We start from the raw sequence: 25851 nt of genomic DNA on the forward strand, positions 1-25851 counted from the left end.
GAGGAATCCACCCACTCCACCCGCGAAAGCGAGCCATCATGCGCCTCACCACCGGATACGCCGCTCACGAACCCGGCGAACAGCTGCGTCCCTGGTCCTTCCCGCGTCGTGAGCTACGGCCGGACGACGTCGCGATCGAGGTCATGTACTGCGGCGTGTGCCATTCCGACCTGCACGCACTGCACACGCAGAAGTCCGAGTCCGGTCCGCTCGTCCCCGGCCACGAGTTCGTCGGCCGCGTCCGCGCCACCGGGGCGGCGGCGACGAGCTTCACCGAAGGAGACCTGGTCGCCGTGGGCAACATCGTCGACTCGTGCGGTGCATGCGCGATGTGCGGGGCGGGCCAGGAGAACTACTGCGCACGGTTCCCCACGTTGACCTATGCAGGTGCGGACCGATTCGACGGCAGCCTCACCCACGGCGCCTACTCATACGAGTACGTGGCCACCCAGCGGTTCGTCTACCCGCTGCCCGGCGGCCTCGACCCGGCGGCGGCCGCACCTCTGATGTGCGCCGGGGTCACCGTGTGGGAACCGCTCCAGAGCTCGGACGTCGGACCCGGCATGAAGGTCGGCATCGTCGGTCTCGGTGGACTCGGTCATCTCGCACTGAAGTTCGCCCGGGCGCTCGGCGCCGACGTCGCGCTGTTCACCACATCGAAGGCGAAGACCGACGATGCGCGCGCGTTGGGCGCAGACGAGGTGATCGTCACGGAAGACACCGATGCGCTGGCCACCCAAGCACATCGCTTCGACGTCATCCTCGACACGGCGTCGGCCCCACACGACCTCTCCCCATACCTGCGTGCCCTGCGGCTGGACGGCACACTGTGGGCGCTCGGTTCCCTGGGCTCAATGGAGTTCGACCCGTTGAGCTTGCTCATCGGCCGCAAGAGACTGGCCTCCGCAGGCAGCGGCGGCACCCCCGCGACGCGCGAGATGCTGGACTTCTGTGCACGGCACTCCGTCACCGCCGACGTCGAGGTGCTGCCCGCTGCCGAGGTCAACACGGCTCTGGATCGGCTTCGTCGCGGCGACGTGCGCTATCGGTTCGTGCTCGACCTGACCGACGGCGCGGCAAACGTCTAGCCACTTTCCTCACGTGACACGCATGAAACAGACGCAGCGTACGGTTCTTGTTGATCAGATCAACATCACCCTGAAGGGAAGCACCACGATGAGCGGAGCGCCTCCCGTCGTCCGTAGGCTCAGCGAGCTGCCCGCCTATCTCATTTCGCCACAGGACACCGTCCGATTGGCGGAGCTGGCCGGCCCGGATCACGGCAGCAGCACCAGCGTGTTCCTGGAGATCTGGGAGCCCGGTGGCGCGCAACCGATCAATTCACATGAGGACTCGGCGGAGATCTTCATCGTGCTGGCCGGCCAGGCTCAGGCACACAGCGACGACGACACGGTCGAACTCACGGCCGGAGACGTGCTCATCTTGCAACCGGGGTCAGAACACCGGATCATCAACACCAGCGAGACCGACCGCCTCTACACGATCACGGTGATGGCCAACGACGGCGGGTTCGCCAAGCTCGTCACGGACGGAACCCCGGTGGAGCTCACTGCGGAGGACATCGCCATGCTGGTCCGCCCATCCGGTGTGCCGTCGTAGGTGTGCCATCGTTAGATGAGAACACTGCAGCCGCTCTCCGACACTCTCGCCGACGCGATGTCCGGCTATCTGCCGGCACAGCCGGGCACGGTGCTCTGGGGCGAGCTCCCGTGCGCCACTGACCGCCCAGTCGTGACGATCGACGACGGCGAGTCGCTGACCATCGACACCATCAGCCACGAGGGGATCCTCGAGGACCAAGAGCGAGACCCGATCGCCTATTTCACCGGTCTCGGAATCGAGAAGGACAGCGTTCTCGACGACGCCGTCCAGGTGGCGGCCGAGGTCCCACACGATCCGGCGATCCATGGCCCCCACGTGGTGACCGGCCCTATAGCGGTCCGCGGCGCTCGGCCAGGCGATGTCCTCGCGATGACGGTGGAGGACCTGACGCTGCGCTGCGGGTACGGCATCGTCTCCAACCGGCACCGGCGCGGTGCGTTGCCGGACGAGTTCCCGCTCGGCGGATCGACCGAGACGGTGTCGGTCCTCTGCACGGTCGACGAGGAGCACGAGGGCGCGATGCCCATGGGCTCGATGCCAGCGGCACCCTGCTCGACGGCGCGGGTCCGGTTTCCGCTGCGGCCTTTCCTCGGGATCATGGGCGTGGCCGTCGCCGACCGTCGTCGCGCGCATTCCGTACCGCCCGGGCCGCACGGCGGCAACCTCGATGTCTCGCTGCTCGGCACCGGCGCCACGCTGTATCTTCCGGTGCAGACTGACGGCGCGCTGGCTTACGTCGGCGATCCGCACTATGCGCAGGGCGACGGGGAGGTCGCACTGACCGCGTTCGAAGCGCCATTGCGGGCACGTGTCCGATTCGACGTCATCCGCGGCGCCGCCGGCTCCGTATCCGCGCGCCCGCGGCTGTGGGCCGAAACCGACGAGCTGTTCATTCCTATAGGCCTGCATAAGGATCTGGACGAAGCGATGCGCAGTTGTGTGCGTTCGGCCGTCGAGTACCTCACGGCGGTAGGCATGCACCCAGCCCACGCCTACGCGTACCTGTCCGCCGCCGGAGACTTCGCCGTCTCGCAGGTAGTGGACGGCGTCAAGGGCATCCATGGCAAGATCCGCAAGCCCGATCTCATGCACCTCTCGACGGACCTGGACCGTTTCCGGCACACGCGACAGTCGCGGCCGTCCTGAAGCTCTTGCCTCGCGAGCCGAGGTCACCGGCCGTTTGTGGGGTCCTCGCGATCAGCCAGGCGGTTCTCGAGGCTGTCGAGGATGAGATCGAGCCCGAACTCGAACTCATCGGCGTAGTGATAATCCTGGCCGTGGACCTGCTCGGTGATCATCTCGACCAGATGAGGGTACGCGTCCAGCTGCGGCCGGATCTGGTCGACGAACCCGTCGACCCCTTCGTCGGCGTCGAAGGGCAGGTTGAGCTCGGTGAGCACGAAGCCGTATACGTAGGCGTCGATCGCCGAGAAGGCATGTGTTGCCAGCACGATCGGGAAACCGTTCTGGCGCAGGCAGCCGAGCACGGCGTCGTGATGCCGGAGCAGCGCAGATCCGGGTGAACGACGCGACTCGATCAGCCCCAGCGCCCAGGGATGCCGGGCCAAGACCCGACGGGCGGACACGGCACGGCCGACCATCGCCTGCCGCCACGATTGCTCCGGCTCGGGAAGCTCGATCTGGGTGAAGACCCAGTTCGCCAAGGCGTCCAACAGCGCGTCCTTGTCCGCGATGTGGTGGTAGAGCGACATCGCTTCAACACCGAGCTCCTTGCCGACGTTGCGCATGCTCACCTGGGTGACGCCGCCACGGTCCGCGACCCTCACGGCAGCCTCGATGATGCGGTCGCGGTTGAGTGCCGGACGCCGGGACATGCGGAGACCTTCCAGATCGGGGCTTGCTGACTTACAACCGTAAGGTTATCGTGTCAACATAGACTTACACCTGTAAGGAGAACACGATGCAAGCAGCAGTCGTCGACCGCTACGGCGCGCCCGACGTCGTGCGGGTCGCGGACGTTCCACGGCCTACGGCGCGCGCCGACGAGGTTCTGGTGCGGGTCAAAGCGGTGGCGGTCACGTCTGCCGATGCGCGTATCCGCGGCGCCCGGTTCCCCAAGGGATTCGCCCCCTTCGCCCGGCTCGCCTTCGGCGTCTTCCGGCCTCGTCGCCGGATACTGGGCAGTTCCTTCTCCGGCGAGGTCGAGGAGGCCGGGTCGCGTGTGCGCGGCTTCACGCCCGGCGACCAGGTGTGTGGCATGACCGGACTCAGACTCGGCGCACACGCCGAATACGTCTCCGTACCGGTGAAGAAGATCGCGCCGAAGCCGCCCGACGTCAGTCATGACGACGCTGCCGGGCTACTGTTCGGCGGCACGACGGCGCTGTACTTCCTGCGCGACAAGGCCTCCGTCACGCCGGGCATGTCCGTGCTCGTCAACGGCGCATCCGGCGCCATCGGCACGAACGCCGTGCAGCTGGCGAAGCATTTCGGCGCGACAGTCACCGGCGTGACCAGCGGAAGCAACGCGGATCTGGTCACCAAACTGGGCGCCGATCAGGTCATCGACTACACCCACGTCGACCTCGGCGACATCACCGAGAAGTTCGACGCGGTACTGGATACGGTCGGCAATCTCTCGATCGCATCCGGACGGCGGTTGCTGAACCCACGTGGCGTCCTGCTTCTGGCCGTTGCAGGCCTGAGCGAGACCCTCCGGGCCCGCGGGAACGTCCGCACCGGGACCACACCGGAACGGGTCGAAGACTTCCGGCTCCTGCTTCAGCTCCTGGCCAACGGCGACATCTCGGTCGTACATGACCAGGTCGACGGCCTCGCCGGAGTCGTCGAGGCGTATCGCACCGTCGACAGCGGGCACAAGGTCGGCAACCTCGTGATCCGTCTGTAGCCTGACCGAGCGAAATCAGGATGTGCCGACACCTCGAACGGGCCGGATCCACGGCGACGTCGCCCGCATGCCGACAGAGCGGTTGCACACACTGACGGCCCTTCAAGGACCAAGGAGAGCCGCCGGAATGACCGCGACGCCGTCTGGGCGTCGATACGCCGCCTGTCCGGTGGTGACAACCACGAGGTCGCGTACAGATGAACCGAGCTCTTGCCGGAGCCACTGTAGGTGGCGCACGTCGTCGTCGTTTGCCGTCTGGCCCAGCTTCACCTCTATCGCCACGATGTCCGTGCCGCGCTGGACGATGATGTCAATTTCCCGATCTCCGCTCCATGTTCGCAGGTGACTGACCTGTGCCTCAGCGGACTGGGCATAGACGCGGACGCTGAGCGTGACGAGCGATTCGAAGAGCTTCCCCAACAGTGGACCGTCGGACGGCGACATAGGGCTGCCAGGTTGGCCGTCCAGCAGTGCCGAGGCATCCACATTGAGTAGGCGGGCGGCAAGCGCCGGATCCGCAAGATGGTGCTTCGGCGGAGCAGTGATCCGCTTGAGTTGGTTCTTCGTCGGCAGCCAGGCCGACAACGGGTCAACGATCCAGAGTCTTTCGAGCGTGTCTCTATATGGTTGCGCCGTGGTTTTCGATGGAGCGTCGCCCATGTCGTTGGCGGCTGCATCTCGGATCTTCTCGAACGACGCGGTCGTCGACGTGGCGGCAGCATATGCGGTCATCCAACGGCGTAGCGTGGCAGGTCGTCTCACCTGCCGTCCGACTTCGTGGAAGTCGCGATCTACGATTCGCTGCAGGTACCCATCGAGTTGCGTTCGAAGCAGACGACCTGAATAGTCACGGATCCCGGGGAACCCCGATCGGAGGATCTCGTCGACGTAATACTCAAGCCCTGAATCCACGGCACCGTCGATGGCCTGCTCGGTTCCGGCAAGCAGACCTGCCAGGCTGACCGTCGAGGAGGAGTCGCGCCGTTCCGCCAGAGAGAGTGGCCGCATCCGCACAGTCACGATTCGCCCTGCGCCCGTGTGCGTGGGTGGTTCAGTTGGAGAGGCAGAGCCGGTCAGCAGGAAGCTTCCAGCCTCGGCGCCGTCGTCGACTGCCCGTCGAACGCGGTCCCACGACTCGGGAAGGCGTTGCCATTCGTCGATCAAGATCGGCCGCTCGCCCCGGACTAGCCTCGCCGGCTCCGCCTCCGCGATTGAGCGTTCCGCGTCGCTGTCGAGTCGATAGACAGTTTCGGCGCGTCGCAGCGCAGTGACGGTCTTGCCGACCGCCTTCGGGCCTTCGATGGAGACCGCCGGCAGCCCGGCGGCTAGCTCATCGAGTTCATCATCTACGATGCGACGAATGTACTGCTGAGAGCCGAAAGCCATGGATATACGCTACCATTTCTCGCCACTCTAATATCCAATTTCTCGCCTAGCTACGATTCCATGTCACGCCTCACCACGCTACTGCTCCACACTCGACACTCGGCAACAACGCGCTCGTCGTCGACGGTCACTCACCGCACCTACACCGTGAAGCCGTAACCGGCGGCGTCTCCGCGAGCACCGAACCGATCACCCGTTCACCGCAGGCGGCCCGGTATGATGTGGCCTGATCGCGATGATGTAGCACAGCAGCGATCAGGCAGATGCGTCGAGCGGGTGCGCGGGCTCCCGGACGCGGGGTAGGGCGCTTCGCTCGGCCTTGGTGACGAACGGCGATGTCATGGCCCGAACGAGGGCGCTGTAGTCGAGCCGGAAAGTGAGTTCGTCGCCGACCGACACGCCGTGGTCGCCCACGTCGACGACGAGGTGGTCACTGCTCATACCCAGCGCGACGATGCCCGGCGGCGGGGTGATGCCGTCGGGGTCCACGTCTTGGCGGCCAACGGCGAGGATCGCCTGGCGGACGGTACCGGTGTCCCTCCGGGGCGGCTGGACGCCGTACGCGGCCTGGGCGATCTCACCCCACGGTTGCGCCGGTTTGGCCTTGGTCTCGATCACCTCGGCGACAAGGGTGAACGCGTCGGTACGAAGGCCGTCGATCGGGCGTCTGTGCAGCGGTTCGGTGCCGAGCAAGATCGACTCGCCGAGACGCAGCTCGTCGATGCGGCCGACGTCGTCGGTGGTCAAAGCCCAGTTCAGGTTCGCGGAGTTGCCGCCCGACACCACGGACAGCTTATGACCGGGCGTCCTTTCCACCTGCTCGGCGAGACGGGACAGTTCGTCCATCTTGCGCTTGTCGGGTACGACGCCACATTGGCAGGCCAGGTTCGTGCCGAGCCCGGCGAGCCTCAAGCCCGGCCGCCTCCCCACGGTACGGGCAAGATCAACGATGTCGGCGGCGGCCACGCCCTCGCGGAGGTCCCCCAGCTCGACCATCACGACCACCGCATGGGTGGTGTGCTGACGGATAGCGGCGGCGGAGAGCGCGTCGAGCACGACCGCCTCGGTGTTGAGGCTGACGTCGGCGCTGCGCACGACCAGATCGACCTGGCTCAGCATCGGAGATCGGATCAGGGTGAGTGGGACGGCGATGCCCGAAGACCGCAGCCGCGCCAGATTCTCCACCCGGGAGTCCCCCAGACTGGTCACGCCACCGCGCAGCATGGCCGCCGCCACGCCGGGAGAACCGAGGGTCGCCTTGGACACGCCCGTCACTCGGATACCTTTCGGCCTCAGGCGGTCAACCAGGGTGCTGGTGTTGTGGGTGATCGCGACCAGGTCGATCTCCAGGCGTGGTGCGGTCACCGTCCGCTCGGGACGAGCGACGCCTCGAGTTCGGGGAAGGCGAGCAGCACCATGTCGACCAGCCCTCCGAGCGGGCGGGTCAGCGGATCGGTGGCGGGCACACCGATCTCCAGCTCGTGCTCGTCGATTGCGGCGTCGATCTCGTCGTCGGACATGAACTCGTGGTTGATGGTGATGCCGATGACCTTGGTGTCGGCGAACGCCTCGATCAGCGCTACCTCACTGGCGGCGGTCGGCATGGGCACCATCGGGAAGTCGCCCAGCGTCTTGCGCTTAGGTGCATGCTGCACGACGACGCCGGCGGGCCGGCTCCCCCGCAGGATGTGCGCCGAGGTCAAATAGGCGGGATGGCTGAGAGCCCCCTGGCCCTCGACCACGATCACGTCCGGATCCTCGCCCTCGAAGGCCGCGACGACCTGGGCCTCTACCTCGCCCGAGCAGAACTGCGGGACGAGCGCGTCGAGCGCCACACCGTACTTCCCGCCCTGGATCAGCGTCGTCTGGCCGGTGCCGACCATGACGGCGTTGATGCCTTGGGCGTTGAGTGCCCGAGTGAGCAGCGTGGCCGTGGTGCGTTTGCCGATGGAGCCGTCGGTGCCCAGCACCGCGATGCGCGGACAGGTCACGTCGAAGATCCGGCCGGAGAACAGGTGGAGGTCCTTCTTCTCCTTGGGCCGACGGATGTCGGTGATCGTCACGCCGGCGAGGATCCGCGCTGCGACGAACTCGGCGTCGTCGTTCAGGAACTCGTGCAGCCCATTGATGATGTGCATTCCCCTGGCTATGCCGTCCAGCAGCACCACCCGCTGGGCCGCCGACAACAGACCGTCCGCCGGAGCCACCCCGCAGATGAGGTAATCGGGAACGTACCCGGCATGGGCGACAGCCTCGGTCAAGGTCGCCAGCACGGGGATACCGTTGGCGGCGCCGTCGAGGAACATGCCCGCGTCGACGCCGGCCTGCCGGCTGTCGATCACGCTGAGGACCTGGTACTTCTCGGAGTGACGGACGAGGCCGTTGGCCGTCTTGCCGTCCTGTTCACCGAACTGGCCCTCACAGTAGACGACTGCCGAGCTGCCGAGCGGCAACGACGGTGTGACACTGCCGGGCTCGGGGCGCACGCCGGCGGAGGCAGGATTGGTCGACAGCGGGGGCATGAATCTCCTCTGAGTAGGCCCAGAGGAGGCGACGGGATCGTGGCGGAGCCAGGCGTGGCCCAGCGGTCAACGAGGCGTCTTCCCTGAGTGTCGGCAATGTTGCCGACTCTTGAAGATTACCAGGGGTCGGCAGAGACCCCCGTCGGCATAGCCGAGCGATGCCGCCGCCCGATCGAATCCGCCATGTACAAATCGGTCACTGTGAGATGTCAGGTCTTTCACGGTCGCACCTCGAACCGGGATGCCTCGTCGATCGCCGCCATCATCGCCTGGACCGCCCCTTCGAAGAGCGACTTGCCGGATTCGGCATTCGCTCCGGTGGGGTCGCCGATGTGACCGGCCGGGCCGAAGTCGTCCGAGAGCCAGCCGAAACTCACCGGCTTGCCGAAGCCGATCATCGAGTACTCGGTCAACGCCTCCGGCACCGCCCGTTCGGCGAGGTCCATCCGTACCAGGTCAGGCCGCAGGTGCAGCATCAGCGAGGTCTCCTTGAACCCGCCGTGGATGCCGAACCCCAGCTCGTTCGGATCGGCCACATCCATACCCCCGTGGTCCAGCGGCATCATGGAGTGCGCGAGGAACGTCTTCAGGCCGAACTCGCGCCGCAATTGCCGGCATGCGACCTGCCCGAGTGCGGAATTGCCGCCGTGCCCGTTGACGAACAGCAGGCGCTCGATCGGCGTCGCCGCGAGCGAACGGCCGATGTCGACCAGCGTGCGCATCAACGTGTCCCACGACAGCCAGATGGTCCCCGGCGCCCAATGGTGCTCGTCCGACTTGGTGTATGCCAGCCCCGGCATCAGCACCACGTCGGCGCGTCCCGCATCGGCGACGCCAGTGACGGCCGCCTCGGCCACCGACGTCGCGATCGTGTAGTCGGTGGACAGCGGCAGGTGCGGGCCGTGCTGTTCCACCGCGCCCAGCGGGAGCACCGCCACGGTGTCCGGCGTTAACGCCTGCACCTCTCGGAACGTCAAGTCGATCAGATTGAACCGCGACACAGCTCGCGCCTCCTCTCACACGCCCATGATCATGAACAGAAACCGTTCAAATAGCACGGATAGTGTTCATGATCATGGAGAGCGGTGGAGTTTGCCGGGGTTGAGCAGGCCCTTGGGATCGGTCCGCGGCACGGTCGCCAGGATCTGCTCGACGTGCCGGTCCACATTCCACTGGTGCGGCGAGTGGATGTCGATGCCGATCTCATTCAACCGGGCGAACCCGGCCAGCACCTGCGCCTCGCTCTCGTAGTCGGCCGCGAGCATGCCGAACGGTCCACGATTGGGCCCCAGCTCCAGGTGGATCATCGAGTTCGGATACACCGATTTGACCGCGTCCGGGTCGTCCCACAACGGGCGCCCGTTGACCTCCAGGTGGAAGCACGGGTGCCCGGCCCGCTGGCGGAAGTAGATGGGGTGGTTGTACGACATGCCGCTGAGCCGGTCGGTCTGCTCGTATCCCTCCAGCACGCCCACCACCTCGCCGCCCGCCTCCGCGACCCACCGCGAGACGGTTTCCACCATGGACGGCTCGAGGATGATCCGCAGGCTCGTCCGCCCGGGATCCAGCTCGATCGGCGCCGGCAGGCTCGGTACCAGGGGCGGCTCATCCGCCGACGCCAGCCGCGGCAGGATGGGCAGCTCCGGCAGCCGCCGGTGGACCTCGACGGCCTGCTCATAGGCCGGGAACGACGCGTAGAACGCCAGCCACTCGCGCGCCGGATCGGTCCGCACCACCACCTCGGTCACGATCCCGGAGACACCGTAGGCGTGCGTGTACGCCACCGTGTCCGGCCCGCCGACCCAGAAGTCGGTCCCGCTGCCGTCGCACGGCGCAACCCGCAACTCCCGGATCCAACCGTCGGCGACGGTGCCGTGCTTGATGGTCCCGGTGCCCGCACTCCCGCCCGCGATGAACCCGCCGATGGACGAGTTCTTCGTGGACGGGAACATCCAGATGTCGTGCCCGGCCTCCCGCACTCGCCGGTCGACCGCGGTCAACCGGGCACCTGCCTCGGCCCGCACGAACCCGCCCCCGATCTCGACGACGCGGTCCAGCCGGCGCAGATCCAGCAGTAACCCGCCGGCGAACGGGGTGGCCTGGCCGTAGTTGCCGGTGCCGGCGCCGCGCGGGGTCACCGGCACGTCGTGCTCGTAGGCCAGCCGCAGGATCCGCGGGACGTCATCGACGCTCGCGGGCCGGACCACCAGGTCTGCCATGAACCGGCCGGGAGGCAACTTCTCCATCAGGATGGGCGACAACCGCGACCAGTCCGAGGAGAGCTTGCGGATGACCTTCGGGTCGGTGGAGATCACCTCCGTGCCCAGCTCTTCCGCGAGCCGCTCGCGGAACTCCGCCACGCGGTCCTGCACCGCCGTACGGTCGTTGATGCTCGTGATCGTCATACCTCAGTCCAGACTGATCGACTCGTCCAGGAACTCGTTGGTCACGAGATCCTCCGGGACGAGGTCCGGTTTGATATCGGCGGTGTCCAGGATCGGCGCGAACGTGTCGATGATCTGCTGGACACGTTCCAGATCGAACGCGCCCAGGACTCCGGTCTCCGGGTCGTTCGCCACGATGCCGTGTTCGAGCATCGCGTCGACCGCGAACTCGGCGACCCCGGGCGTGTACTCCCAGCCGGTGTTGTACTCCCCGACCAGCTCGACGATCAGCTCGTTGGTCTCGGCCGGATCGTCGATGTAGTCGATCTGCGACTGCTGCAGGATCGGCACGAGCTTCTCCAGGCAGTCCCGTTCCTCTTCGATGTCTGCCGTGCGCACCGCGTAGGGCTCGGGATAGATCGTGAAGCCGACCTCGTACAGCAGCTGCGCGGCGATCGGTCTGCCCCAGTTGCTGACCTCGTGTTCGTAGATGTACGGCTCCGCGCTGATGAAGCCCTGCTGCAAAATGCTCGGGTCGCCGACGAACCTGGCCGGCGTTCCTTCATAGCCGGTGTCCATCTGCGACTCGTCGATGATCCCCTGCGACAGCAGCAACTTCTGGATGGTGTCGCCGGCGGTCACCACCGTCGCGCCCTCAGCCGCGACGTCCACCAGGGATTCGGCGTCGGGATAGGTCTCCGGGTCCCACATCAGGATCTGTGGGCTGATGTTGAGCGGAGCGACGACGGCGGTCACCGGCTGCTCGCCCGACGAGGAGATCGCGTAGTCGGTGTTGACCGCACCGATCAGGATGTCCTCGTCCAAGTACATCAGCGCCGCCACCGGCTGGAATCCCACCGTCGAACCACCGGGCCGGACCTCCACCGACACCCCGGTGTCCACGTCGCCCACAACCAGCGGGCCGGTGACGGTCTTGGCGTCGGCATCGATCTGGTAGCCGGGACCGACCAGGTGGTACATCGCACCATGCTCGGCCTCGGGCTGCCAGTCCTGTTGCATCACGATGGGGTCCGGGCAGACGCCCGCGAGATCGTGTTCGGATCCGGCCTCGGCCGGGGTGAGCTCGTCGCCGGCCGGCGTGGTCTCGCCTTCCGACGCCGACGCGGTTTCGTCGCCGTCGTCGCCACCGCAGGCGGCGACGAACAGGGCGATCGCGAGCGAACCCGCGACGGCGAAGGCACCTCTGGGTCTCATCTAGGTCTCCTTAAAGTGGTGCGTGACGCGCTAACCAGGCACGACGGCGGAACCGCCGAGCTCGTGTGGACGGATGTGCGCTGTTCTGAGGTCAGTGCTGGAGTGGCCCGGCGACCGTGCGGTCGCTACCGGCGGACCATCCCGTACCAATGGCCGACGACGGCCCGGTCGAGCGTGGCGAACAGCGAGAAGACGACGACGCCGAAGAGCGACGCCAGCCCGATCGCGGTGAACAGGTCCTCGGTCTGCAACCGTTGCGTGTAGACGTCCAGCAGGCCGCCGATGCCGACCGGCCCCTGACGGAAGAAGTAGTCGCCGACGATGGCGCCGATCACGGAGAGCCCGGCAGAGATCCGCAACCCGCTGAAGATCGACGGAACGGCGGCCGGAAGCTGCAGCTTGGTGAGCCGCTGCCACCTGCTCGCCTTCTTCAGCGTGAACAGGTCGTGTGCGGCCGCGCTCGGCGATTGCAGCCCGAACAGGGTGTTGGAGATCATCGGGAAGAGGGCGATGAGCACGCATACGACGACGCGGCTGCCGAACCCGTAACCGAGCCAGATGCCGAGCAACGGAACCAGCGCCAGGATCGGCATGGTCTGCAGGATCACCGCGTACGGGTAGAGGATCCGCTCCATCCACCGGGACTGCACCATGACGATCGCCTGCGTCACTCCGAGCGCCACGGCGATCACCAAGCCGAGCACGGCGACCTGTACGGTGAGCCACAGGGCCTGCAGCATCGGTGTCATGTGCGACGACTGCAGTACCGAGACCTCGAGCACCTGATGCACCGGCGGCAGCATGAACCGCCGGTTCTCCGCGAGCACCAGGTACGTCACCGCATACCAGACACCGACGGCCACGGCGAGCGCGCTGAGCATCGGGCCCACCGCCGCGGCGACGCGCCCCACGGTGCGGCGTGCGGCGCCATGCGCGGCCTGCTCTGGCGACTGGGTCTCCGCCGACTCTCCGGTGGCGGGTGGGCGAGAGCCGGCGGAGGTCATTGCGGCGGTCATTCGTGTCCGCCTTCCAGCGCCGCCGACACCTGGCCGGTGAGTGCAGCGAACTCCGCCTGATAGCGCAGCTCGGGCGGCCGCGGATACTGCCACGGGATCGCGATGTCCGCCACGATCCGGCCGGGCCGGCCGGACATCACCAGCACCCGGTTGCTCAGGTAGACCGCCTCGGAGACCGAGTGCGTGATGAACAGCCCGGCGAACTGTTTCAACCGGAAGATGCGCTGCAGTTCGGTCTGCATCCGCAGCCGGGTGATCTCATCCAGCGCGCCGAACGGCTCGTCGAACAGCGCGAGGTCGGGCTCCGCCACCAGGGATCGGGCCAGCGACACCCGCATCCGCATCCCGCCGGAGAGCTGGCGCGGGAACTGCCGCTCGAAGCCGGTCAAGCCCACCAGCTCGAGCGCCTCGGTGGCCCGTCGTCTCCGCTCTGCCCTCGGTACGCCACGCAATTCGTCGATCAGCTCCACGTTCTTCTGCGCCGAGCGCCACTCCAGCAGCGTCGGCTCCTGGAAGACGAAGCTGGTGGCGGCCGCGTTGACCTGGATCGTGCCGCCACTGACGGCGTCCAGTCCGGACGCGAGCCGGAGCAACGTGGACTTGCCGCAGCCGGACGGCCCGACGACGGACACCAGATCGCCCGCCGCCACCTCCAGGCTCACGTCGGTCAAGGCGACCGTGCCCGTCGAGAAGGTCTTGCAGACGCCGCGCATCAGCAGGGTGCTGGGGCGGGCAGCCAGGATGTCGGCCGTGGGTGCGTGCAGCGTCGCAGCGTCAACGGACATGGCGTTCACCTCCGGACTCGGAGTACATGGGAACTGTCCCGACGGTGGGACCGGTGCTGTCGATGACGGTCGGTTCGGCGGTGTTCGGCGCCGTCCCGGTCAGGTCGATGGACCGGGCCATCCGGCTATCGGCGACGATCCGACCGGCGTGGACGACGACACGTGCGTCCACTTGGCCGGCCAGGACGTCCCCGAGGTCGGTGTCCGGTACCAGGATCAGGTCGGCTGCGCACCCGGCGTCGATGCCGACGGGTGGCAGCCCCAGCACGGTCCGGGCTCCTGTCGTCACCGCGGCAAGCGCCTCGGCCGGTGTGAGATGACCGGCGGTGACCAGCAGTGACGTCGTCTCGAACGGGTCGGCGCGCCCTACCGGGTTGAACGGATCGCGCAGGTTGTCACCGCCGGCGGCCAGCGGAATGCCCAGGTCCAGGATCGCGCGCAACGCCGGCAGTCCACGTGGTGCCGGCTGCGGAGCGTCGCGACCCTGCAGGTACAGGTTGGTGATGGGCAGGGTGACGATGCCCAGGCCGGCCCGGCGGACGAGCTCGAGCACCGCCGCGAGCCGTTCGGGCGGCAGGGAACCCAGCCGGACGCAGTGGCTGGCGACCACCCGGTGCGCGAACCCGCGAGCCAGCACCTGCTCAGCCAGCTCGGCGATGTCGACGTCATGTGCGCCCTCGCCGAGGCTCACCTGCTCGTCGGTGTGCAGGTCGACGTCGAGCCCGTGCCGCTCGGCCAGATCTGCCAACCGTGCGGTCTCGACCCGCGGATCCGGCGCGAGGTGCGGGCACCCGCCGAGCAGGTCGACGCCGCGCTCGATCGCCTCCTCGACGACGGGCGTCGGCGTGTCCGACGCCACCAGGGCCACCACCTGGAGCGTGACCCGGCCGCGCAGCTCATCTCGTAGCCGGGTCAACGCGTCCACCCCGCGCATCGCGTCGCCGGCGGCCGGGACGTCGACGTGCGTGCGGATGGTGGTGATTCCGTGCGTCACGTACCGCCGGACGGCGTCCGACGCTCGCTGGTAGATGTCCGCGCGATCGATCGAGGCGTACAGCTCGCGCCACTGGGAGATCGCACTCTCCAGGTCGTTCTGCCGCAGGTCGACCCGAGGCGCGCTGAGCGCCTTGTCCAGATGGGCGTGCGGCTCGGCGGCGGCCGGCAGGATGCGCCAGCCGTGCGCATCGATCTCGGCACCCAGGGGTCGCGGCCCCTCGTGCACATGTGTGCCGCCCGCTGCTGCGCCGTCCGCCGGAGGTGGCGCGGACGCGGCCGTCACCGCGGAGATCCGGTCCCGATCGAGGTACACGTCAACGACGGACCCGTCCGGAGCACGCACACCGCGCAGCGCCCGGAGGACGATGCCGGCCGTGCCTGGGGCGTCGTCGGAGCGACCGAGGATCGTCGCCGTGCGGGGTCGGTTCGGAGTCGAGGTGTGCGTGGTCCTGATGTCAGCCGAGGTCATGTACGCCTCCGCCGCTCGTGTGCACCGCGGCGGCCACCCGCCTGAGCTTCCACGGGGGTCAGGATCACGACCCCGTCGACGTCGTGGCGCAGCGCCGGCCCGCCGAGCAGATCGGCGCCCGGTGTCGGCATCGACTCGCCGTCGAGCACGACCCGCGCCGCGGCGGCCACCGCACGGATCTGGTCACCGGGAAGCTCGGCCAGCAGGTTGTGCGCCGTCAGCACCCGGCGCACAGGCAGCGTGGCCAGGCGTCGCGTGCTCGCCGCGAAAGCGCCGAGGTCCGCGCCGTCCCCATGCAGCCAGTGCGCCGCGGCCAGCACCGTATCGCCGGACAGCAGAGACCCGGTGGCGGGTTCGAAGAGGCACAGACCGTCGGGGGCGTGGCCCGGTGTGTGCAGGACCGTCAGTACCCGGCCGCCGAGATCGACCGGCTCGCCGTCGGCCAATGCCCGAGACGGTGCCAGCGCCGGGATGCCCCACGCGGTCAGATCGGGCATCGGACGCATCCGCGGCAGCCGCCCGCAGGCGAAGAAGCGCTGCGAGTCGAGCGCCAGATAGGCGAGGTAATCGGTGTAGACGGTGCGCATGGCCGCGTCATACGCGGAGAGGAAACTCTGCGGCGCCGCCAGGTGGCCGCGCCGGAGGCCAAGCGGGTGGCACGCGATGTCGATCAGTCCCAGCTCCTCCTGCCGCTGGAACAGGTCGCTGTTGCCGCCGCGGTGATCGATGTGGTCATGCGAGTTGATCACCAGCAGCGGCCGGTCGGTCAGCCGTCTCACCACGTCGGAGATCGGCGCGATCCCCATCCCGGTGTCGAAGAGCAGCGCCGCGTCGTCGCCGATGATCAGGAAGCAGTTCACGTGACCGGGCTCGGCGATCAGGTAGATGTCGTCGCCGAGATCGCGCACCTCGAACCAGTCGCCGGCGGCCACGTACTGGTTGGGAGCCCAGGGCACGGTGGCCGCACCGCGGGTCTGCATCACCATCCGTGCCTCCCTCGTATGCACCGGAGCGGTCGTGTGCCTGGATCTCCTGTTCCTACTCCCACCAACCGTGGAACCACCGATATGTTGATGTGAGTAACATCTGCAATGTACGCAAGCCCGCGTTTCCGGCGCGTAACCGCGACGGCTCCACCGTGTGAAGACTCCTCCCGGCCCAGAGAGGACCGATGACCGAACCGCAACGCGAGATCGACAAGCAGCTGGGAGCGGCGATCCGTGCCCTGCGCCACGAGCGCGGCCTGACCCTGGTCAAGCTCGCGCGGGCCACCGAGTTGTCGCACCCGTTTCTCAGCCAGATCGAGCGTGGACGGGCACGCCCGTCGATGCGTTCGCTGTTCCTGATCGCCGAGGCGCTGGGCACCACCCAGCAGGAGCTGCTCGCCACCGCGTCGCCGAACACATCCCGCGATCTGCAGCCGCAGCGCGGAGACCAGGCGGCGACCGTCGACCTGACCCGCGGCGGAGCTCGCCTGCTGTTGCACGACGAGCACGTCGACCTCACCGAATTCGTCGACGTCTGGACGGACTGGGAGGAGTACTTCGTCCATTCGCGGCACGAGTTCCTCTACGTCACGGCGGGGACGCTGGAGGTGGAGATCCGCGAGCACGGCGCTGACGAGAGCACCTTCGCGATACTCAAACCGCGCGACACCATCGGCTATCCGGGCAATACGCTGCACCGCTTCCGCAGCGCGGGGCCAGAGCCCGCGTCGGTCATCGTCGTGCACAGCGGGCCCGGCACAGCCCACGAAGATCGAGAGGAGGCAGGCGGCACCGCCACACCATGACCTTCATGTCTGGAGCGTCGCCGCCGGCACCGCATGACCGACCTGAGCTTCTCGGACAACCCGCTGCACACCCTCGCGAACTGGGCCGAGCAGGCGGAGAACGCCGGCGAACCCAGCCCGCGGACCATGACCTTCGCGACCGCTGGAGCCGACGGCATCCCGCACGCTCGCACGGTGCTGACCACCGTGATCGACGACGAGTCCGTCCATTTCCACAGCTCTAGCCCGACGACGAAGACGCTCAACCTGGCCGAGAATCCGAGGTGCTCAGGCGTGTTCTACTGGCCCGGCCTGGCCCGCCAGGTGGTGCTGGACGGCACGGCCCGCGAGCTGCCGGACGACGTGTCCCGGCAGGCGTATCCCACCCGCCCGCCGCAGCTCCAGCTGCTGGCCTGGGTCTATGAAGAGCTCAACGACGACAACCCGATCACCACCGTAGATCCGGACGAGGTGCAGCGCGCGTTCTATGCCCACGCCCGGCGGGGACCGCTCCAGATGCCGCCGTCGTGGACCACCGTCAGCCTGGCACCGCATCGGATGATCTTCTGGGTCAGCCACGGCCCCGACGAGCCGCCCACACGCACCTGCTTCGACCTGACCGACGGCAGCTGGCGTCGCCGCCACGTTCTTCCGTAGCCCGGTCCGTCCGCAGCCTCCCAGGCCGGCGGGTAGGCTGAGCACATGCCGATGCTGCTGGTGCTGCTCGCCGACATCCTGGTCGGCAGCATCAGCGCGGCCATGGAACTGACCGGAGGACCGGTCGGTTTGACCACGGTCGCCGTCGCCGCCGCGGCATCGCTGGTCATGCTGCTCGCGGTGGGGCGCCCTGCACTCGCGCCGGTGTGCGGACAGCTCATCGCGTCGGCCGTTCGGCAACGTGCTGATCGCACCGCCTTCCTGCCGTTGCTCGATCCGATCGCTCCGGGGCGTCCGCAGCCTCGAGCGCCATCGCCGCGGCCACGGGCCGCGTAAGCGAAACCTCTGCCCGCCACCTCCTCGCGGGCGCGCACCAACCCGGCCGTGCCGTGGGCGTTTTCGCCGCGGCCCGTCTCGTCGACCGCTCATTCCTCCCATCGACGAGGGGCTGCTCATGTACTCCTTCCCACCGCTTGCCGCCGCCATCGGCGTCCTCTACACCGTCGTCACCGCACTGACCACGTTCCTCACACCCGCCGTCGGCACCTCCAGCGCCGCCGTCGCCATTGTCGTATTGACCACGACCATCCGGCTGCTGCTGGTTCCGCTGGCGCGGGCACAGGTCCGTGCCGAGCGCCGGCGCGCCGAGCTGGCACCGGAACTGCGCAAGCTCACCCGCAAGTACCGGCACGATCCCGAGCAGCTGCGGCAGGAGATGGCCGCCTTCTACGCCCGGCAGGGCGCATCGCCGGTGGCCGGCTGCCTCCCGTTGCTGGTCCAGGCGCCGGTGTTCACGGTGCTGTACGGCCTGTTCCTCACCTCGGACGTGTCCGGCGAGGCCAACGCGCTGCTGGCACACACGCTGGCCGGCGTGCCGCTCGGCGCACGCCTCGCGGACATCACCGGTCTCGCCGACCTGGCGGTCTTCGCCGCGCTCCTGATCTTGCTGGCGGGCGTCGCCTGGTTCACGCGTCGGCAGTCCATCGCGATGGCGGCCCCGGGCACAGCCGATGAACCCACGCAGGCACGGATCGCGACCTTGCTGCGGCTGCTGCCGTTCGGCACGGTACTCATCGCGGCGTTCGTTCCGCTGGCGGCGGGGGTGTACCTGTTGACCAGCTCCTCCTGGACGCTCGGGGAGCGGATCGTCCTGCGGCGCGGCACGGCCGGCCGGAGTTCGGCCGGCTGACGCCGGCGAGCAGACGGGGTCGCCCGTTGGGCGGGCGCACGGTTCGCCCTTGGGTGTGTGCGTCCCGGCCGACACCGTACAGTGACGCCGTGGACGTGCGGTTCAAGCAGGCACCGATCTGGCCGGTCCTGGGGGCGTGGCTGCTTCTGGTCGCCACCTGGTTCGGATACGCCGCGGTGTGCTGCCTGATCTTGCACGTCATCGGCGTCTGGTGGCTGCCGTGGTGGCTCGGCTTCACGCCTGTGGCGCTGGCGATCGCCGCGGGGTGGATGGGTTGGTCGGACAAGACCGTGCCGGCCACGGTCACGCCCGCCGACGATCACGAGGACGCACGGCTGTATGCGGTGGTCGAACGGGTGGCGGCGCTGTTCGGACGGGACGTGCCATCGATGATGGTCATCGAGACCGATGCACCCAACTCCGTCGTGCTCGAACCGGACGACGCCGCCCGTCCCACCCTCTATGTGAGCCGGGGACTGCTGGAACGCCTGGACAACGAGCAGCTACAGACGGTCGTTGCGCACGAGTTCGCACACATGACCCACCGGGACGCCAAGGTGCTGGCCTTCGCCCGCGGAACGGCGATGTGGGTCGTGGTGCTGCCGACGCTTCTGTTCGTCGCGATCAGCTACCTGGAAGTGCCGTGCTGCATCGTCGCCCGCTGCTGTGGGCGACCGTGGAGTTCGAGTTCCGAGCGGATCACCGAGGCGGATCTCAAGGAACACCCGCCCCGGAGGAGGCTCCCGCTGATGCTCGCGGTGCCGCTGCTCGTCGCCGCGTGGCTGGTCCGCGTCGCCGTATGGATCGTCCTGCTCACCGTCGGCGTGGCCATGCTGCTGGCGGGGTTCGTCCTGATGTTGCCCGGCTTCGCCGCCGCCAACCGGCTGGCGCGCCGCCGTGAGCTGGCCGCGGACCGGGCGGCTGCCGACATGACCGGCGCACCGGCCACGCTCGCGGCCGCGCTCGGCACGATTGAAGGCGGCATGCACACCGCCCCGTCGGCCGATCTCCGCTCGCTGGCGTCGATGTCTCCCCTGGCGATCGTCCCGTTCGCACGTCCTGCGGAGGAAGGCCACGATGACTGGATGGACCGTCGGCTGGCATGGGCGAACCGTACCCATCCGCCGATGCATCGCCGGATGGACCAGCTCGCCAGGTTATCCCGGCGGATGGGCGCAGGCGCATCTCGATAGGGCGCCGGAAGCACGTTTCAACCAGGTAAGACCTATGTAGCGAATGTTCACTGTATCAACATCGGCGGCTAGAGTCGGCGTCGATGCCCCACAACGATGCCCGGACGCCCGGCCCGCCACCACCTATCCATGCGCCCGACGACGGCGACGTGGGGTCGCGTGCCGATCATTCATGGCCCGATGACCGCCGCGTCATCGAGAGCGACCAGGACGGCGCGGTCTGGCGGGTCAAGCCCTCCGACGCTCCCCTGATACCCGGCCGGCCCGGAGGTCCGCTCAGCGGCCGGCGAGTGGCGGTCAAGGACCTGTTCGCCGTGGCCGGCCAGCGTATCGGGGCCGGCAATCCGTACTGGCTGACGTCGGCGCCCGTCGAGGACACGCACGCCGCCGCGGTCGCCGCCCTGCTCAACGCCGGAGCGGACGTCGCCGGGATCGCCCAGACCGACGAGCTGGCGTTCTCGTTGGCCGGGGCCAATCTGCACTACGGAACTCCGCGCAATCCCGCGGCACCGGGCCGGGCCACGGGCGGCTCGAGCAGCGGCCCGGCGGCCGCCGTCGCCGCCGGCGCGGCGGACATCGGGCTCGGCACCGATACCGGTGGATCGATCCGGGTCCCGTCGTCGTACTGCGGGCTGTACGGGCTGCGTCCGACGCACGGCGCCGTCGACCGCACCGGCCTGATTCCGCTCGCACCGTCGTTCGACACGGTCGGGATGATGACCCGAACCCCGGCCGATCTGCTCGACGCCGCCGACGTCCTCCTGCCGCCCGCCGGCCCGGGTGGCACCGTGCGCGACTACCTGATCGCGCCGTCGTTGATGGACCTCGCGACGACGGAGACCAGGCACGCCGTCCACCATGCCGTGCGCGCACTCGCCCGGCGCGCCGATGGCTCCGTGCATCTCATCGACCTGCCGGAGGAGATCCTTGAGGTCTGGTTCGGCGCGTTCCGCACCGTCCAGACCGCCGAGGCCTGGCGCGAGCACGCGGAATTCGTCGGTGCACATGCCGGGCTGCTGGAACCCGCGATCGAGGCGCGGTTCCGATCCGGCGCGGCTGTCACCCGGGCCGCCGAGGACGACGCCCGAGCCGTGCTGGCGGACGCTCGCGACCGGCTACACGCGCTCCTCGTCCCCGGCGCCGTTCTGGCGCTGCCGGCCACGTCCAGTCCCGCGCCCCCGGTCGGCGCGGACGCTGCCATGATCGATGCGATCCGGGCCGCCACGCTCCGGCTGACCTGCCTTGCCGGCGCGGGCGGTCTGCCGGCGCTGACCATACCGACGGCACAAGCGAATGGTCTGCCCGTCGGTCTGTGCCTGGTGGCCGGCTCGGACGCGGACCGCTCGCTGCTGTCCTTGCTGGAGGTGCCGTGACCGTCGCTCCGACCGCCCGAAACTCCTGGCGACTCAGTCCGGAGGCTGCTGACCTGCGCCGCCCGATGCTGCCGCCGCGACCGCTCCGCTTCGAGGCGCAGCCACAGCGGCTCACTGTGGATCTCGCTCGGACCGCGATCGTGGTCATCGACATGCAGAACGACTTCTGCCACCCGGACGGCTGGCTGTCCGGCATCGGCGTCGACATCTCCGGCGCGCGCACCCCGATACCGGTGCTGGAGAAGCTCCTTCCGCATCTGCGTGCGCAGGAAGTCCCAGTGGTATGGCTGAACTGGGGCAACCGCCCCGATCAGGCGAACCTGCCGCCGGGCGTCCGGCACGTTTATGACAGCGACGGCACCGGCGGCGGCATCGGCTCGACGTCCGGCCCGTCGGGTTCGCCGGTGCTGCAGGCGCGGGCGTGGGCGGCGGCCGTGGTCGATGAACTGGTCGCCGGCCCGTCCGACATCGGCGTGGACAAGTACCGGATGAGCGGCTTCGTCGACACCCCGCTCGACTCCATCCTGCGTAATCTGCGGGTGGACACGCTGCTCTTCGCCGGGGTCAACGCCGACCAATGCGTGCTCGCCACGCTGATGGATGCGGCGAACCTGGGATACGACGTGGTCATGGTCTCCGACGCCGTCGGGACCACGTCGCCCCAGTACTGCATGGACGCCACCGTCTACAACGTCCGTCAGTGCTTCGGCTTCACGACGACGAGCGCCGATCTGCTCTCCGCGCTGGCAGGCTGATCAGAGGCGCGGCGCGGCAGCCGAGCCCCATACCCTCGGTGTTCAAGAGCCCCACCCGGACGACAGGCTGGCCGTGAACGTCGGCCCGTCCTCCGCGACCAGCTGCACGTACCTGATGTCCCTGATGTCCGCATCCACCGTCGCACCGGCTCCGCAGTCGCCATTCTCGGCATCGCACGTGCCCGCCGCGTGCCGCGCGTCGTCCGTCGCCACGACGACGTCGTACACCCCTGGCTGGGCGGCCTGGCCCAGCACCGCGAACACCCATGCCGGCTCGCCCTGGTAGAGGAAAACGTGTCCGACCTGGTTACCGGCCGGATCGAGCAGCGGCGCGGCGGCGAAGTACTGACCGTTCGCGATCTCCAGGGTGTCCCGGTAGCTGGCGGCGATGTCCCGCTCATCCGAGGTGGCCTGCCAGACGACGCCCGCGCTACCCAGAGCGATCACCACCGCCGCGGCAGCCAGTGCCAACGGCCGGAACGCACGCCGCAGGCCGCGCCGCTCGGCCGGCAGCGGATGGGGCACCTGTGTCGGCGCTGACGCCGACGCCGGCGCTTGGTCGTCCTCAGGCCGGTCCGCCTGCTCCGCGATGCGCGCGAGCACCGCACTCTCGAACCCGGCCGGCGGCTCGTGCTCGGGTGCCACGAGGAGAACTTCGTCGGCCACTCTGGTCAGCTCGTCCAGCTCCCGCCGACATTTCTCACAGCCGGCCAGGTGACTGAGGACACGGGCCCGGTCGGGCCCGCTGGCCGCGCCGGTAGCCACTTCGGCCAGCGTGTCGGCGACGGTGGCACAGCTCATCCGCTCAGCCATGACTCACCTCAAGCATCGTGCGTAGCCGCGACAGGCCGGTACGGATCCGGGTCTTGGCGGTTCCGAGTGGGATCTCCTGTCGATCGGATATCTCCTGTGCGGTCAGGCCGAAATGCACCGACAGCAAGACGGCGACCGCCTGTTCTCTCGGCAGCTCCCGGAGTGCCGTGGTGATCCGGTCCGCATCCGCCACCCGTTCGCTGTCGTCCCGGGAGGCGATCATCATCTCCGCCACCACGACCGGTTCCATCGCCAGTTCCCGACGGACGCGGACGACGTCGATCGCCACGTTGCGCGTGATAGTGAGCAGCCAGGTGGTCGCGCGAGCGCGCCGCGGATCGTAGTTGCCGGCGTGTCGCCATGCCCGCACGAAGGCTTCCTGCGCCACCTCTTCGGCGACAGCCGAATCGCCGACGACGGAGAGCGCCAGCCCGTAGACCCGAGACTGATGGCGCCGGACGAACGCGGCCATCGCGTCGGCGTCGCCGGCGGCCATGCCGGCAAGCAGCGCATCGTCAGACACTCCCACGCTCCTACATACGAGAAACGCTGCCGAATCGATTGACCGAACGTCAATCCATCCGGTGCTCAGACACGTATCTCATCACAGTGAGGTGATCAAACTGCAGCTGACCTCGGATCGCCCGCGGGTCGGCGCAGTCTGCCGCCGCCAGACCGGGTTGGGTAGGGAGGCGGCCGCCGGCGATCGGGTGATGCTGCTCGCCGGCGGCCGCACGATCCGGCTGCGAAACTCAGGATGTCGCGGGACGAGCCATCGGGACGTGCGGGATGCCGTCGTCCAGATATTCCGCGCCGACCACTGTGAACCCGTGGCGCGCATACAGATCCACCAAGTGCGCCTGGGCGTCGAGCACACACGGGCGTCCGGCCGTCTCCGCCAGCGCCGCGTCGATGAGTCGGTCGGCCAAGCCGGCGCCACGAGCGTGTGCCGCGACGACGACGCGCCCGATCCGGGCCGTGCCGTCGGCGTCAGTGAGCAGGCGCAGGTAGGCGACCGGAGAGCCGTCGTCGTCGGCAAACCACAGATGCCGCGTCCCAGGTTCGGTGTCGCGCCCATCCAGTTCGGGATACGCGCACTGCTGCTCGACGACGAAGACGTCCACGCGCAGGCGCAACAACGCGTACAACGTCTCGATGCTGAGATCTCGGAACGAAGCTACGTGCAGGTCTAGCTCGCGCACCCTCACGACCTTACGCGGAACAGCACTCACGCAGGGAGAGAGGCCTCGATCGCGTTGATCACCTCGTCCGACTCCGGCTCCGTTCGCGGCCGAAACCTGCCGACGACGGTTCCCTCCGCGTCGACGAGGAACTTCTCGAAGTTCCACTGCACGTCGCCGGCCTCACCGTCACCGTCGGCGGCCTCGGTCAGCTCCACGTAGAGCGGCTGCCGGTTCTCGCCGTTCACGTCCGCCTTCTCGAACAGCGGAAAGGTCACACCGTAGGTGGTGGAGCAGAACGTCTCGATCTCCTCGGCACTTCCCGGCTCCTGCCCGCCGAACTGGTTACACGGGAAGCCCAGGACGGTGAAGCCGCGGTCGGCATAACGCTGCTGCAGCCGCTCCAGCCCTTCATACTGCGGCGTCAGGCCGCACTTCGATGCAACGTTGACCAGCAGCAAGGCCTTGCCCTTGTACTCGGATAACGAGGTCGGCCGGCCATCGATCGTGCGGAGCGGGACGTCGTAGAGGGAAGACAAGATTTCTCCTTGGAGGACGGAGACTGTGTGTACCCGTCAACCACTATGTCACCGGGGATCTTCCCCTGTGCTACTCGGGGAGGCGGATGCGGACACGGCGGAAACCACGCCCCTTGTTCTCCACCTTCTTCACCTCGATCCGGCCGATCTGCCGCGTCGAGGCCACATGCGTGCCACCGTCGGCCTGCAGGTCGAGACCGTCGATGTCGATCAGCCGAACCACCTCGAGATCTGGCGGCAGCAGGTCGGTCGCCGTCTTGATGATCGGACCGAGCTGGTAGGCCTCCTCCCGGGGCAGGACCTTGACCTGGATCGCACGGTCAGCCAGGACTTCCTCATTCAACCGCTCGGTCAGCGTGTCCTTGAACCCGGGCGGTACTTCCGGGAAGTCGAAATCCAGCCGTGCCTCACCCGGTTCCATGTTTCCGCCGGTCACCGGGACACCGAAGTCGTGGAACATGACGCCGCAGAGCACGTGAAGCCCGGAGTGCGTGCGCATCAGCTTGCTCCGGCGCTCGTCGTCGATCGCGCCCTGCACGGCCGTCCCCGGCGGGGGCAACGGGTCGTCGGGTTCGGGGATCAACCACAGGTCATCCCGCTGACGCACCCCGACGATCCGGGTCTGGACACCGCCCCACAGCAGAACACCCTGGTCCGGCGGCTGCCCTCCACCTCCCGGGTAGAAAGCGGAGCGGTCCAGCACGATTCCGTCCTCCGGGTCGGACGCGAGTACCGTGCATTCCCATTCACGGAGCGTCTGGTCTGAGAGCTCCAGCCGGTGCGTCCGGCCGTGGTGATCATGCCGCACAATGGCCGACTCTACTCCGGGCGACCCGTCGTGTCCGCTTTCTCGCGGTGCCGTGCACCCGGTGTCGAGTGGCCCCTCGGTGCTCGATCCGCAGGACGTGCGGCAGTAGGTTTTCTCGTGCCATACCGGGTCTGCAGACATGGTAGGGCACGAGAAAACCTACTTCACATGATCATTTAGGGCTCTTCTGACTTATCCGTGGGTGGGTTGAGCGTGTCATAGCAGCGCACGCCGTTCTTTCCGGCCTAGGTTTTTGATTGTCGAAGATCAAAACTAGGTGTGGGAGAACGGCGTGCGTGGTGCCAGC

Annotated in this window: 27 protein-coding genes; 11 read left to right on the forward strand and 16 right to left on the reverse strand. The window is 68.1% G+C overall.

The window, feature by feature from the left end; all coding sequences use genetic code 11:
* Window positions 1–38: 38 nt before the first annotated feature.
* From G1H10_RS30180 to G1H10_RS30190, 3 genes are read left to right on the forward strand one after another with little or no spacing between them, the layout of a single operon-like run.
* The gene (locus tag G1H10_RS30180; RefSeq protein ID WP_163744981.1) at window positions 39–1088 is read left to right on the forward strand and encodes an NAD(P)-dependent alcohol dehydrogenase; all 1050 of its coding nucleotides are present in this window, start codon (window positions 39–41) and stop codon (window positions 1086–1088) included.
* Window positions 1089–1110: 22 nt separating this feature from the next.
* Window positions 1111–1620, forward strand: coding sequence for a cupin domain-containing protein (locus G1H10_RS30185; RefSeq protein WP_216853809.1), 510 nt, complete (start codon window positions 1111–1113; stop codon window positions 1618–1620).
* Between the two features lie 15 nt (window positions 1621–1635).
* On the forward strand, window positions 1636–2769 hold the full coding sequence (locus G1H10_RS30190) for an acetamidase/formamidase family protein (RefSeq protein ID WP_163744983.1): 1134 nt from the start codon (window positions 1636–1638) through the stop codon (window positions 2767–2769).
* A 23-nt stretch (window positions 2770–2792) separates the two neighbouring features.
* Here the strand turns inward: G1H10_RS30190 and G1H10_RS30195 are convergent, their stop codons facing one another.
* Window positions 2793–3458 (reverse strand): TetR/AcrR family transcriptional regulator, encoded by a 666-nt coding sequence (locus G1H10_RS30195; protein ID WP_163744985.1) that lies wholly within the window; start codon window positions 3456–3458, stop codon window positions 2793–2795.
* An 86-nt stretch (window positions 3459–3544) separates the two neighbouring features.
* On the opposite strand from G1H10_RS30195, the gene G1H10_RS30200 reads away from it, so the two are divergent.
* Window positions 3545–4492 (forward strand): NAD(P)-dependent alcohol dehydrogenase, encoded by a 948-nt coding sequence (locus G1H10_RS30200; RefSeq protein ID WP_163744986.1) that lies wholly within the window; start codon window positions 3545–3547, stop codon window positions 4490–4492.
* Between the two features lie 102 nt (window positions 4493–4594).
* Here the strand turns inward: G1H10_RS30200 and G1H10_RS30205 are convergent, their stop codons facing one another.
* From G1H10_RS30205 to G1H10_RS30250, 10 genes are all read right to left on the reverse strand, one after another.
* Complete coding sequence (locus tag G1H10_RS30205) at window positions 4595–5878, reverse strand: ATP-binding protein (protein WP_163744987.1); 1284 nt, start codon at window positions 5876–5878, stop codon at window positions 4595–4597.
* Between the two features lie 255 nt (window positions 5879–6133).
* Window positions 6134–7243 carry an alanine/ornithine racemase family PLP-dependent enzyme gene (locus G1H10_RS30210; protein WP_163744989.1) on the reverse strand — a complete coding sequence of 370 codons (1110 nt, stop codon included), beginning with the start codon at window positions 7241–7243 and terminating at the stop codon, window positions 6134–6136.
* Window positions 7240–8400, reverse strand: coding sequence for an N-acetyltransferase DgcN family protein (locus G1H10_RS30215; RefSeq protein WP_163744991.1), 1161 nt, complete (start codon window positions 8398–8400; stop codon window positions 7240–7242). Before G1H10_RS30215 ends, G1H10_RS30210 begins: the two co-directional genes overlap by 4 nt.
* A 218-nt stretch (window positions 8401–8618) precedes the next feature.
* On the reverse strand, window positions 8619–9401 hold the full coding sequence (locus G1H10_RS30220) for a creatininase family protein (RefSeq protein ID WP_163744993.1): 783 nt from the start codon (window positions 9399–9401) through the stop codon (window positions 8619–8621).
* Between the two features lie 72 nt (window positions 9402–9473).
* Window positions 9474–10805 (reverse strand): FAD-binding oxidoreductase, encoded by a 1332-nt coding sequence (locus G1H10_RS30225; protein WP_163744995.1) that lies wholly within the window; start codon window positions 10803–10805, stop codon window positions 9474–9476.
* A 3-nt stretch (window positions 10806–10808) separates the two neighbouring features.
* Entirely contained in the window at window positions 10809–11999 is a 1191-nt protein-coding gene (locus G1H10_RS30230) for a substrate-binding domain-containing protein (protein WP_163744997.1), read from the reverse strand.
* A 125-nt stretch (window positions 12000–12124) separates the two neighbouring features.
* On the reverse strand, window positions 12125–13015 hold the full coding sequence (locus tag G1H10_RS30235) for an ABC transporter permease (RefSeq protein ID WP_216853810.1): 891 nt from the start codon (window positions 13013–13015) through the stop codon (window positions 12125–12127).
* A complete protein-coding gene (locus G1H10_RS30240) occupies window positions 13012–13800 on the reverse strand; it encodes an ABC transporter ATP-binding protein (protein WP_163745000.1) in 789 nt (262 codons plus the stop codon). The genes G1H10_RS30235 and G1H10_RS30240 overlap by 4 nt, the downstream gene beginning before the upstream one ends.
* Window positions 13790–15265 (reverse strand): amidohydrolase family protein, encoded by a 1476-nt coding sequence (locus G1H10_RS30245; RefSeq protein WP_163745002.1) that lies wholly within the window; start codon window positions 15263–15265, stop codon window positions 13790–13792. Before G1H10_RS30245 ends, G1H10_RS30240 begins: the two co-directional genes overlap by 11 nt.
* A complete protein-coding gene (locus tag G1H10_RS30250; RefSeq protein ID WP_216853811.1) occupies window positions 15262–16251 on the reverse strand; it encodes an MBL fold metallo-hydrolase in 990 nt (329 codons plus the stop codon). Before G1H10_RS30250 ends, G1H10_RS30245 begins: the two co-directional genes overlap by 4 nt.
* A 185-nt stretch (window positions 16252–16436) precedes the next feature.
* Here G1H10_RS30250 and G1H10_RS30255 point away from each other — a divergent pair, with 185 nt between their 5' ends.
* The 7 genes from G1H10_RS30255 (at window position 16437) to G1H10_RS30285 (ending at window position 22203) form a co-directional block, all read left to right on the forward strand.
* On the forward strand, window positions 16437–17057 hold the full coding sequence (locus tag G1H10_RS30255) for a helix-turn-helix domain-containing protein (protein WP_163745004.1): 621 nt from the start codon (window positions 16437–16439) through the stop codon (window positions 17055–17057).
* 33 nt (window positions 17058–17090) lie between these two features.
* Window positions 17091–17693: a pyridoxine/pyridoxamine 5'-phosphate oxidase gene (locus tag G1H10_RS30260; protein ID WP_163745006.1), complete on the forward strand. Its 603-nt coding sequence runs from the start codon at window positions 17091–17093 to the stop codon at window positions 17691–17693.
* 45 nt (window positions 17694–17738) lie between these two features.
* Window positions 17739–18029: a DUF6412 domain-containing protein gene (locus tag G1H10_RS30265; RefSeq protein ID WP_163745007.1), complete on the forward strand. Its 291-nt coding sequence runs from the start codon at window positions 17739–17741 to the stop codon at window positions 18027–18029.
* Window positions 18030–18147: 118 nt separating this feature from the next.
* The gene (locus G1H10_RS30270; RefSeq protein ID WP_163745008.1) at window positions 18148–18882 is read left to right on the forward strand and encodes a YidC/Oxa1 family membrane protein insertase; all 735 of its coding nucleotides are present in this window, start codon (window positions 18148–18150) and stop codon (window positions 18880–18882) included.
* An 89-nt stretch (window positions 18883–18971) separates the two neighbouring features.
* Window positions 18972–20075 (forward strand): M48 family metalloprotease, encoded by a 1104-nt coding sequence (locus tag G1H10_RS30275; protein WP_163745009.1) that lies wholly within the window; start codon window positions 18972–18974, stop codon window positions 20073–20075.
* 83 nt (window positions 20076–20158) lie between these two features.
* Window positions 20159–21448 (forward strand): amidase family protein, encoded by a 1290-nt coding sequence (locus G1H10_RS30280; RefSeq protein WP_174264796.1) that lies wholly within the window; start codon window positions 20159–20161, stop codon window positions 21446–21448.
* Window positions 21449–21513: 65 nt separating this feature from the next.
* On the forward strand, window positions 21514–22203 hold the full coding sequence (locus G1H10_RS30285) for a cysteine hydrolase family protein (protein WP_163745021.1): 690 nt from the start codon (window positions 21514–21516) through the stop codon (window positions 22201–22203).
* A gap of 42 nt (window positions 22204–22245) precedes the next feature.
* On the opposite strand, the gene G1H10_RS30290 is transcribed toward G1H10_RS30285, so the two are convergent.
* From G1H10_RS30290 to G1H10_RS34850, 5 genes are all read right to left on the reverse strand, one after another.
* Complete coding sequence (locus G1H10_RS30290) at window positions 22246–23016, reverse strand: anti-sigma factor family protein (protein WP_163745010.1); 771 nt, start codon at window positions 23014–23016, stop codon at window positions 22246–22248.
* Window positions 23009–23539 carry an RNA polymerase sigma factor gene (locus G1H10_RS30295; RefSeq protein ID WP_216853813.1) on the reverse strand — a complete coding sequence of 177 codons (531 nt, stop codon included), beginning with the start codon at window positions 23537–23539 and terminating at the stop codon, window positions 23009–23011. The genes G1H10_RS30290 and G1H10_RS30295 overlap by 8 nt, the downstream gene beginning before the upstream one ends.
* Window positions 23540–23768: 229 nt before the next feature.
* Window positions 23769–24218, reverse strand: coding sequence for a GNAT family N-acetyltransferase (locus tag G1H10_RS30300; protein WP_216853814.1), 450 nt, complete (start codon window positions 24216–24218; stop codon window positions 23769–23771).
* Between the two features lie 26 nt (window positions 24219–24244).
* Window positions 24245–24736 (reverse strand): glutathione peroxidase, encoded by a 492-nt coding sequence (locus tag G1H10_RS30305; RefSeq protein ID WP_163745012.1) that lies wholly within the window; start codon window positions 24734–24736, stop codon window positions 24245–24247.
* Between the two features lie 70 nt (window positions 24737–24806).
* Window positions 24807–25544, reverse strand: a complete 738-nt coding sequence (locus tag G1H10_RS34850; protein WP_163745013.1) for an alanyl-tRNA editing protein — start codon at window positions 25542–25544, stop codon at window positions 24807–24809.
* Window positions 25545–25851 lie beyond the last annotated feature (307 nt).

Source organism: Phytoactinopolyspora halotolerans (assembly GCF_010550675.1).
GTDB classification, from domain to species: Bacteria; Actinomycetota; Actinomycetes; order Jiangellales; family Jiangellaceae; genus Phytoactinopolyspora; species Phytoactinopolyspora halotolerans.

What these genes read in the sequence shown, in the direction of transcription:
- G1H10_RS30270 (WP_163745008.1), top strand. Translation starts at nt 18,148, where the DNA reads ATGTACTCCTTCCCACCGCTTGCCGCCGCCATCGGCGTCCTCTACACC.
- G1H10_RS30225 (WP_163744995.1), bottom strand. Translation starts at nt 10,805, where the DNA reads ATGACGATCACGAGCATCAACGACCGTACGGCGGTGCAGGACCGCGTG.
- G1H10_RS30240 (WP_163745000.1), bottom strand. Translation starts at nt 13,800, where the DNA reads ATGTCCGTTGACGCTGCGACGCTGCACGCACCCACGGCCGACATCCTG.
- G1H10_RS30290 (WP_163745010.1), bottom strand. Translation starts at nt 23,016, where the DNA reads ATGGCTGAGCGGATGAGCTGTGCCACCGTCGCCGACACGCTGGCCGAA.
- G1H10_RS30180 (WP_163744981.1), top strand. Translation starts at nt 39, where the DNA reads ATGCGCCTCACCACCGGATACGCCGCTCACGAACCCGGCGAACAGCTG.
- G1H10_RS30285 (WP_163745021.1), top strand. Translation starts at nt 21,514, where the DNA reads ATGCTGCCGCCGCGACCGCTCCGCTTCGAGGCGCAGCCACAGCGGCTC.
- G1H10_RS30195 (WP_163744985.1), bottom strand. Translation starts at nt 3,458, where the DNA reads ATGTCCCGGCGTCCGGCACTCAACCGCGACCGCATCATCGAGGCTGCC.
- G1H10_RS30245 (WP_163745002.1), bottom strand. Translation starts at nt 15,265, where the DNA reads ATGACCTCGGCTGACATCAGGACCACGCACACCTCGACTCCGAACCGA.
- G1H10_RS30255 (WP_163745004.1), top strand. Translation starts at nt 16,437, where the DNA reads ATGACCGAACCGCAACGCGAGATCGACAAGCAGCTGGGAGCGGCGATC.
- G1H10_RS30190 (WP_163744983.1), top strand. Translation starts at nt 1,636, where the DNA reads ATGAGAACACTGCAGCCGCTCTCCGACACTCTCGCCGACGCGATGTCC.
- G1H10_RS30265 (WP_163745007.1), top strand. Translation starts at nt 17,739, where the DNA reads ATGCCGATGCTGCTGGTGCTGCTCGCCGACATCCTGGTCGGCAGCATC.
- G1H10_RS30205 (WP_163744987.1), bottom strand. Translation starts at nt 5,878, where the DNA reads ATGGCTTTCGGCTCTCAGCAGTACATTCGTCGCATCGTAGATGATGAA.
- G1H10_RS30185 (WP_216853809.1), top strand. Translation starts at nt 1,111, where the DNA reads ATGAAACAGACGCAGCGTACGGTTCTTGTTGATCAGATCAACATCACC.
- G1H10_RS30200 (WP_163744986.1), top strand. Translation starts at nt 3,545, where the DNA reads ATGCAAGCAGCAGTCGTCGACCGCTACGGCGCGCCCGACGTCGTGCGG.
- G1H10_RS30235 (WP_216853810.1), bottom strand. Translation starts at nt 13,015, where the DNA reads ATGACCGCCGCAATGACCTCCGCCGGCTCTCGCCCACCCGCCACCGGA.
- G1H10_RS30260 (WP_163745006.1), top strand. Translation starts at nt 17,091, where the DNA reads ATGACCGACCTGAGCTTCTCGGACAACCCGCTGCACACCCTCGCGAAC.
- G1H10_RS30215 (WP_163744991.1), bottom strand. Translation starts at nt 8,400, where the DNA reads ATGCCCCCGCTGTCGACCAATCCTGCCTCCGCCGGCGTGCGCCCCGAG.
- G1H10_RS30280 (WP_174264796.1), top strand. Translation starts at nt 20,159, where the DNA reads ATGCCCCACAACGATGCCCGGACGCCCGGCCCGCCACCACCTATCCAT.
- G1H10_RS30250 (WP_216853811.1), bottom strand. Translation starts at nt 16,251, where the DNA reads ATGGTGATGCAGACCCGCGGTGCGGCCACCGTGCCCTGGGCTCCCAAC.
- G1H10_RS30230 (WP_163744997.1), bottom strand. Translation starts at nt 11,999, where the DNA reads ATGAGACCCAGAGGTGCCTTCGCCGTCGCGGGTTCGCTCGCGATCGCC.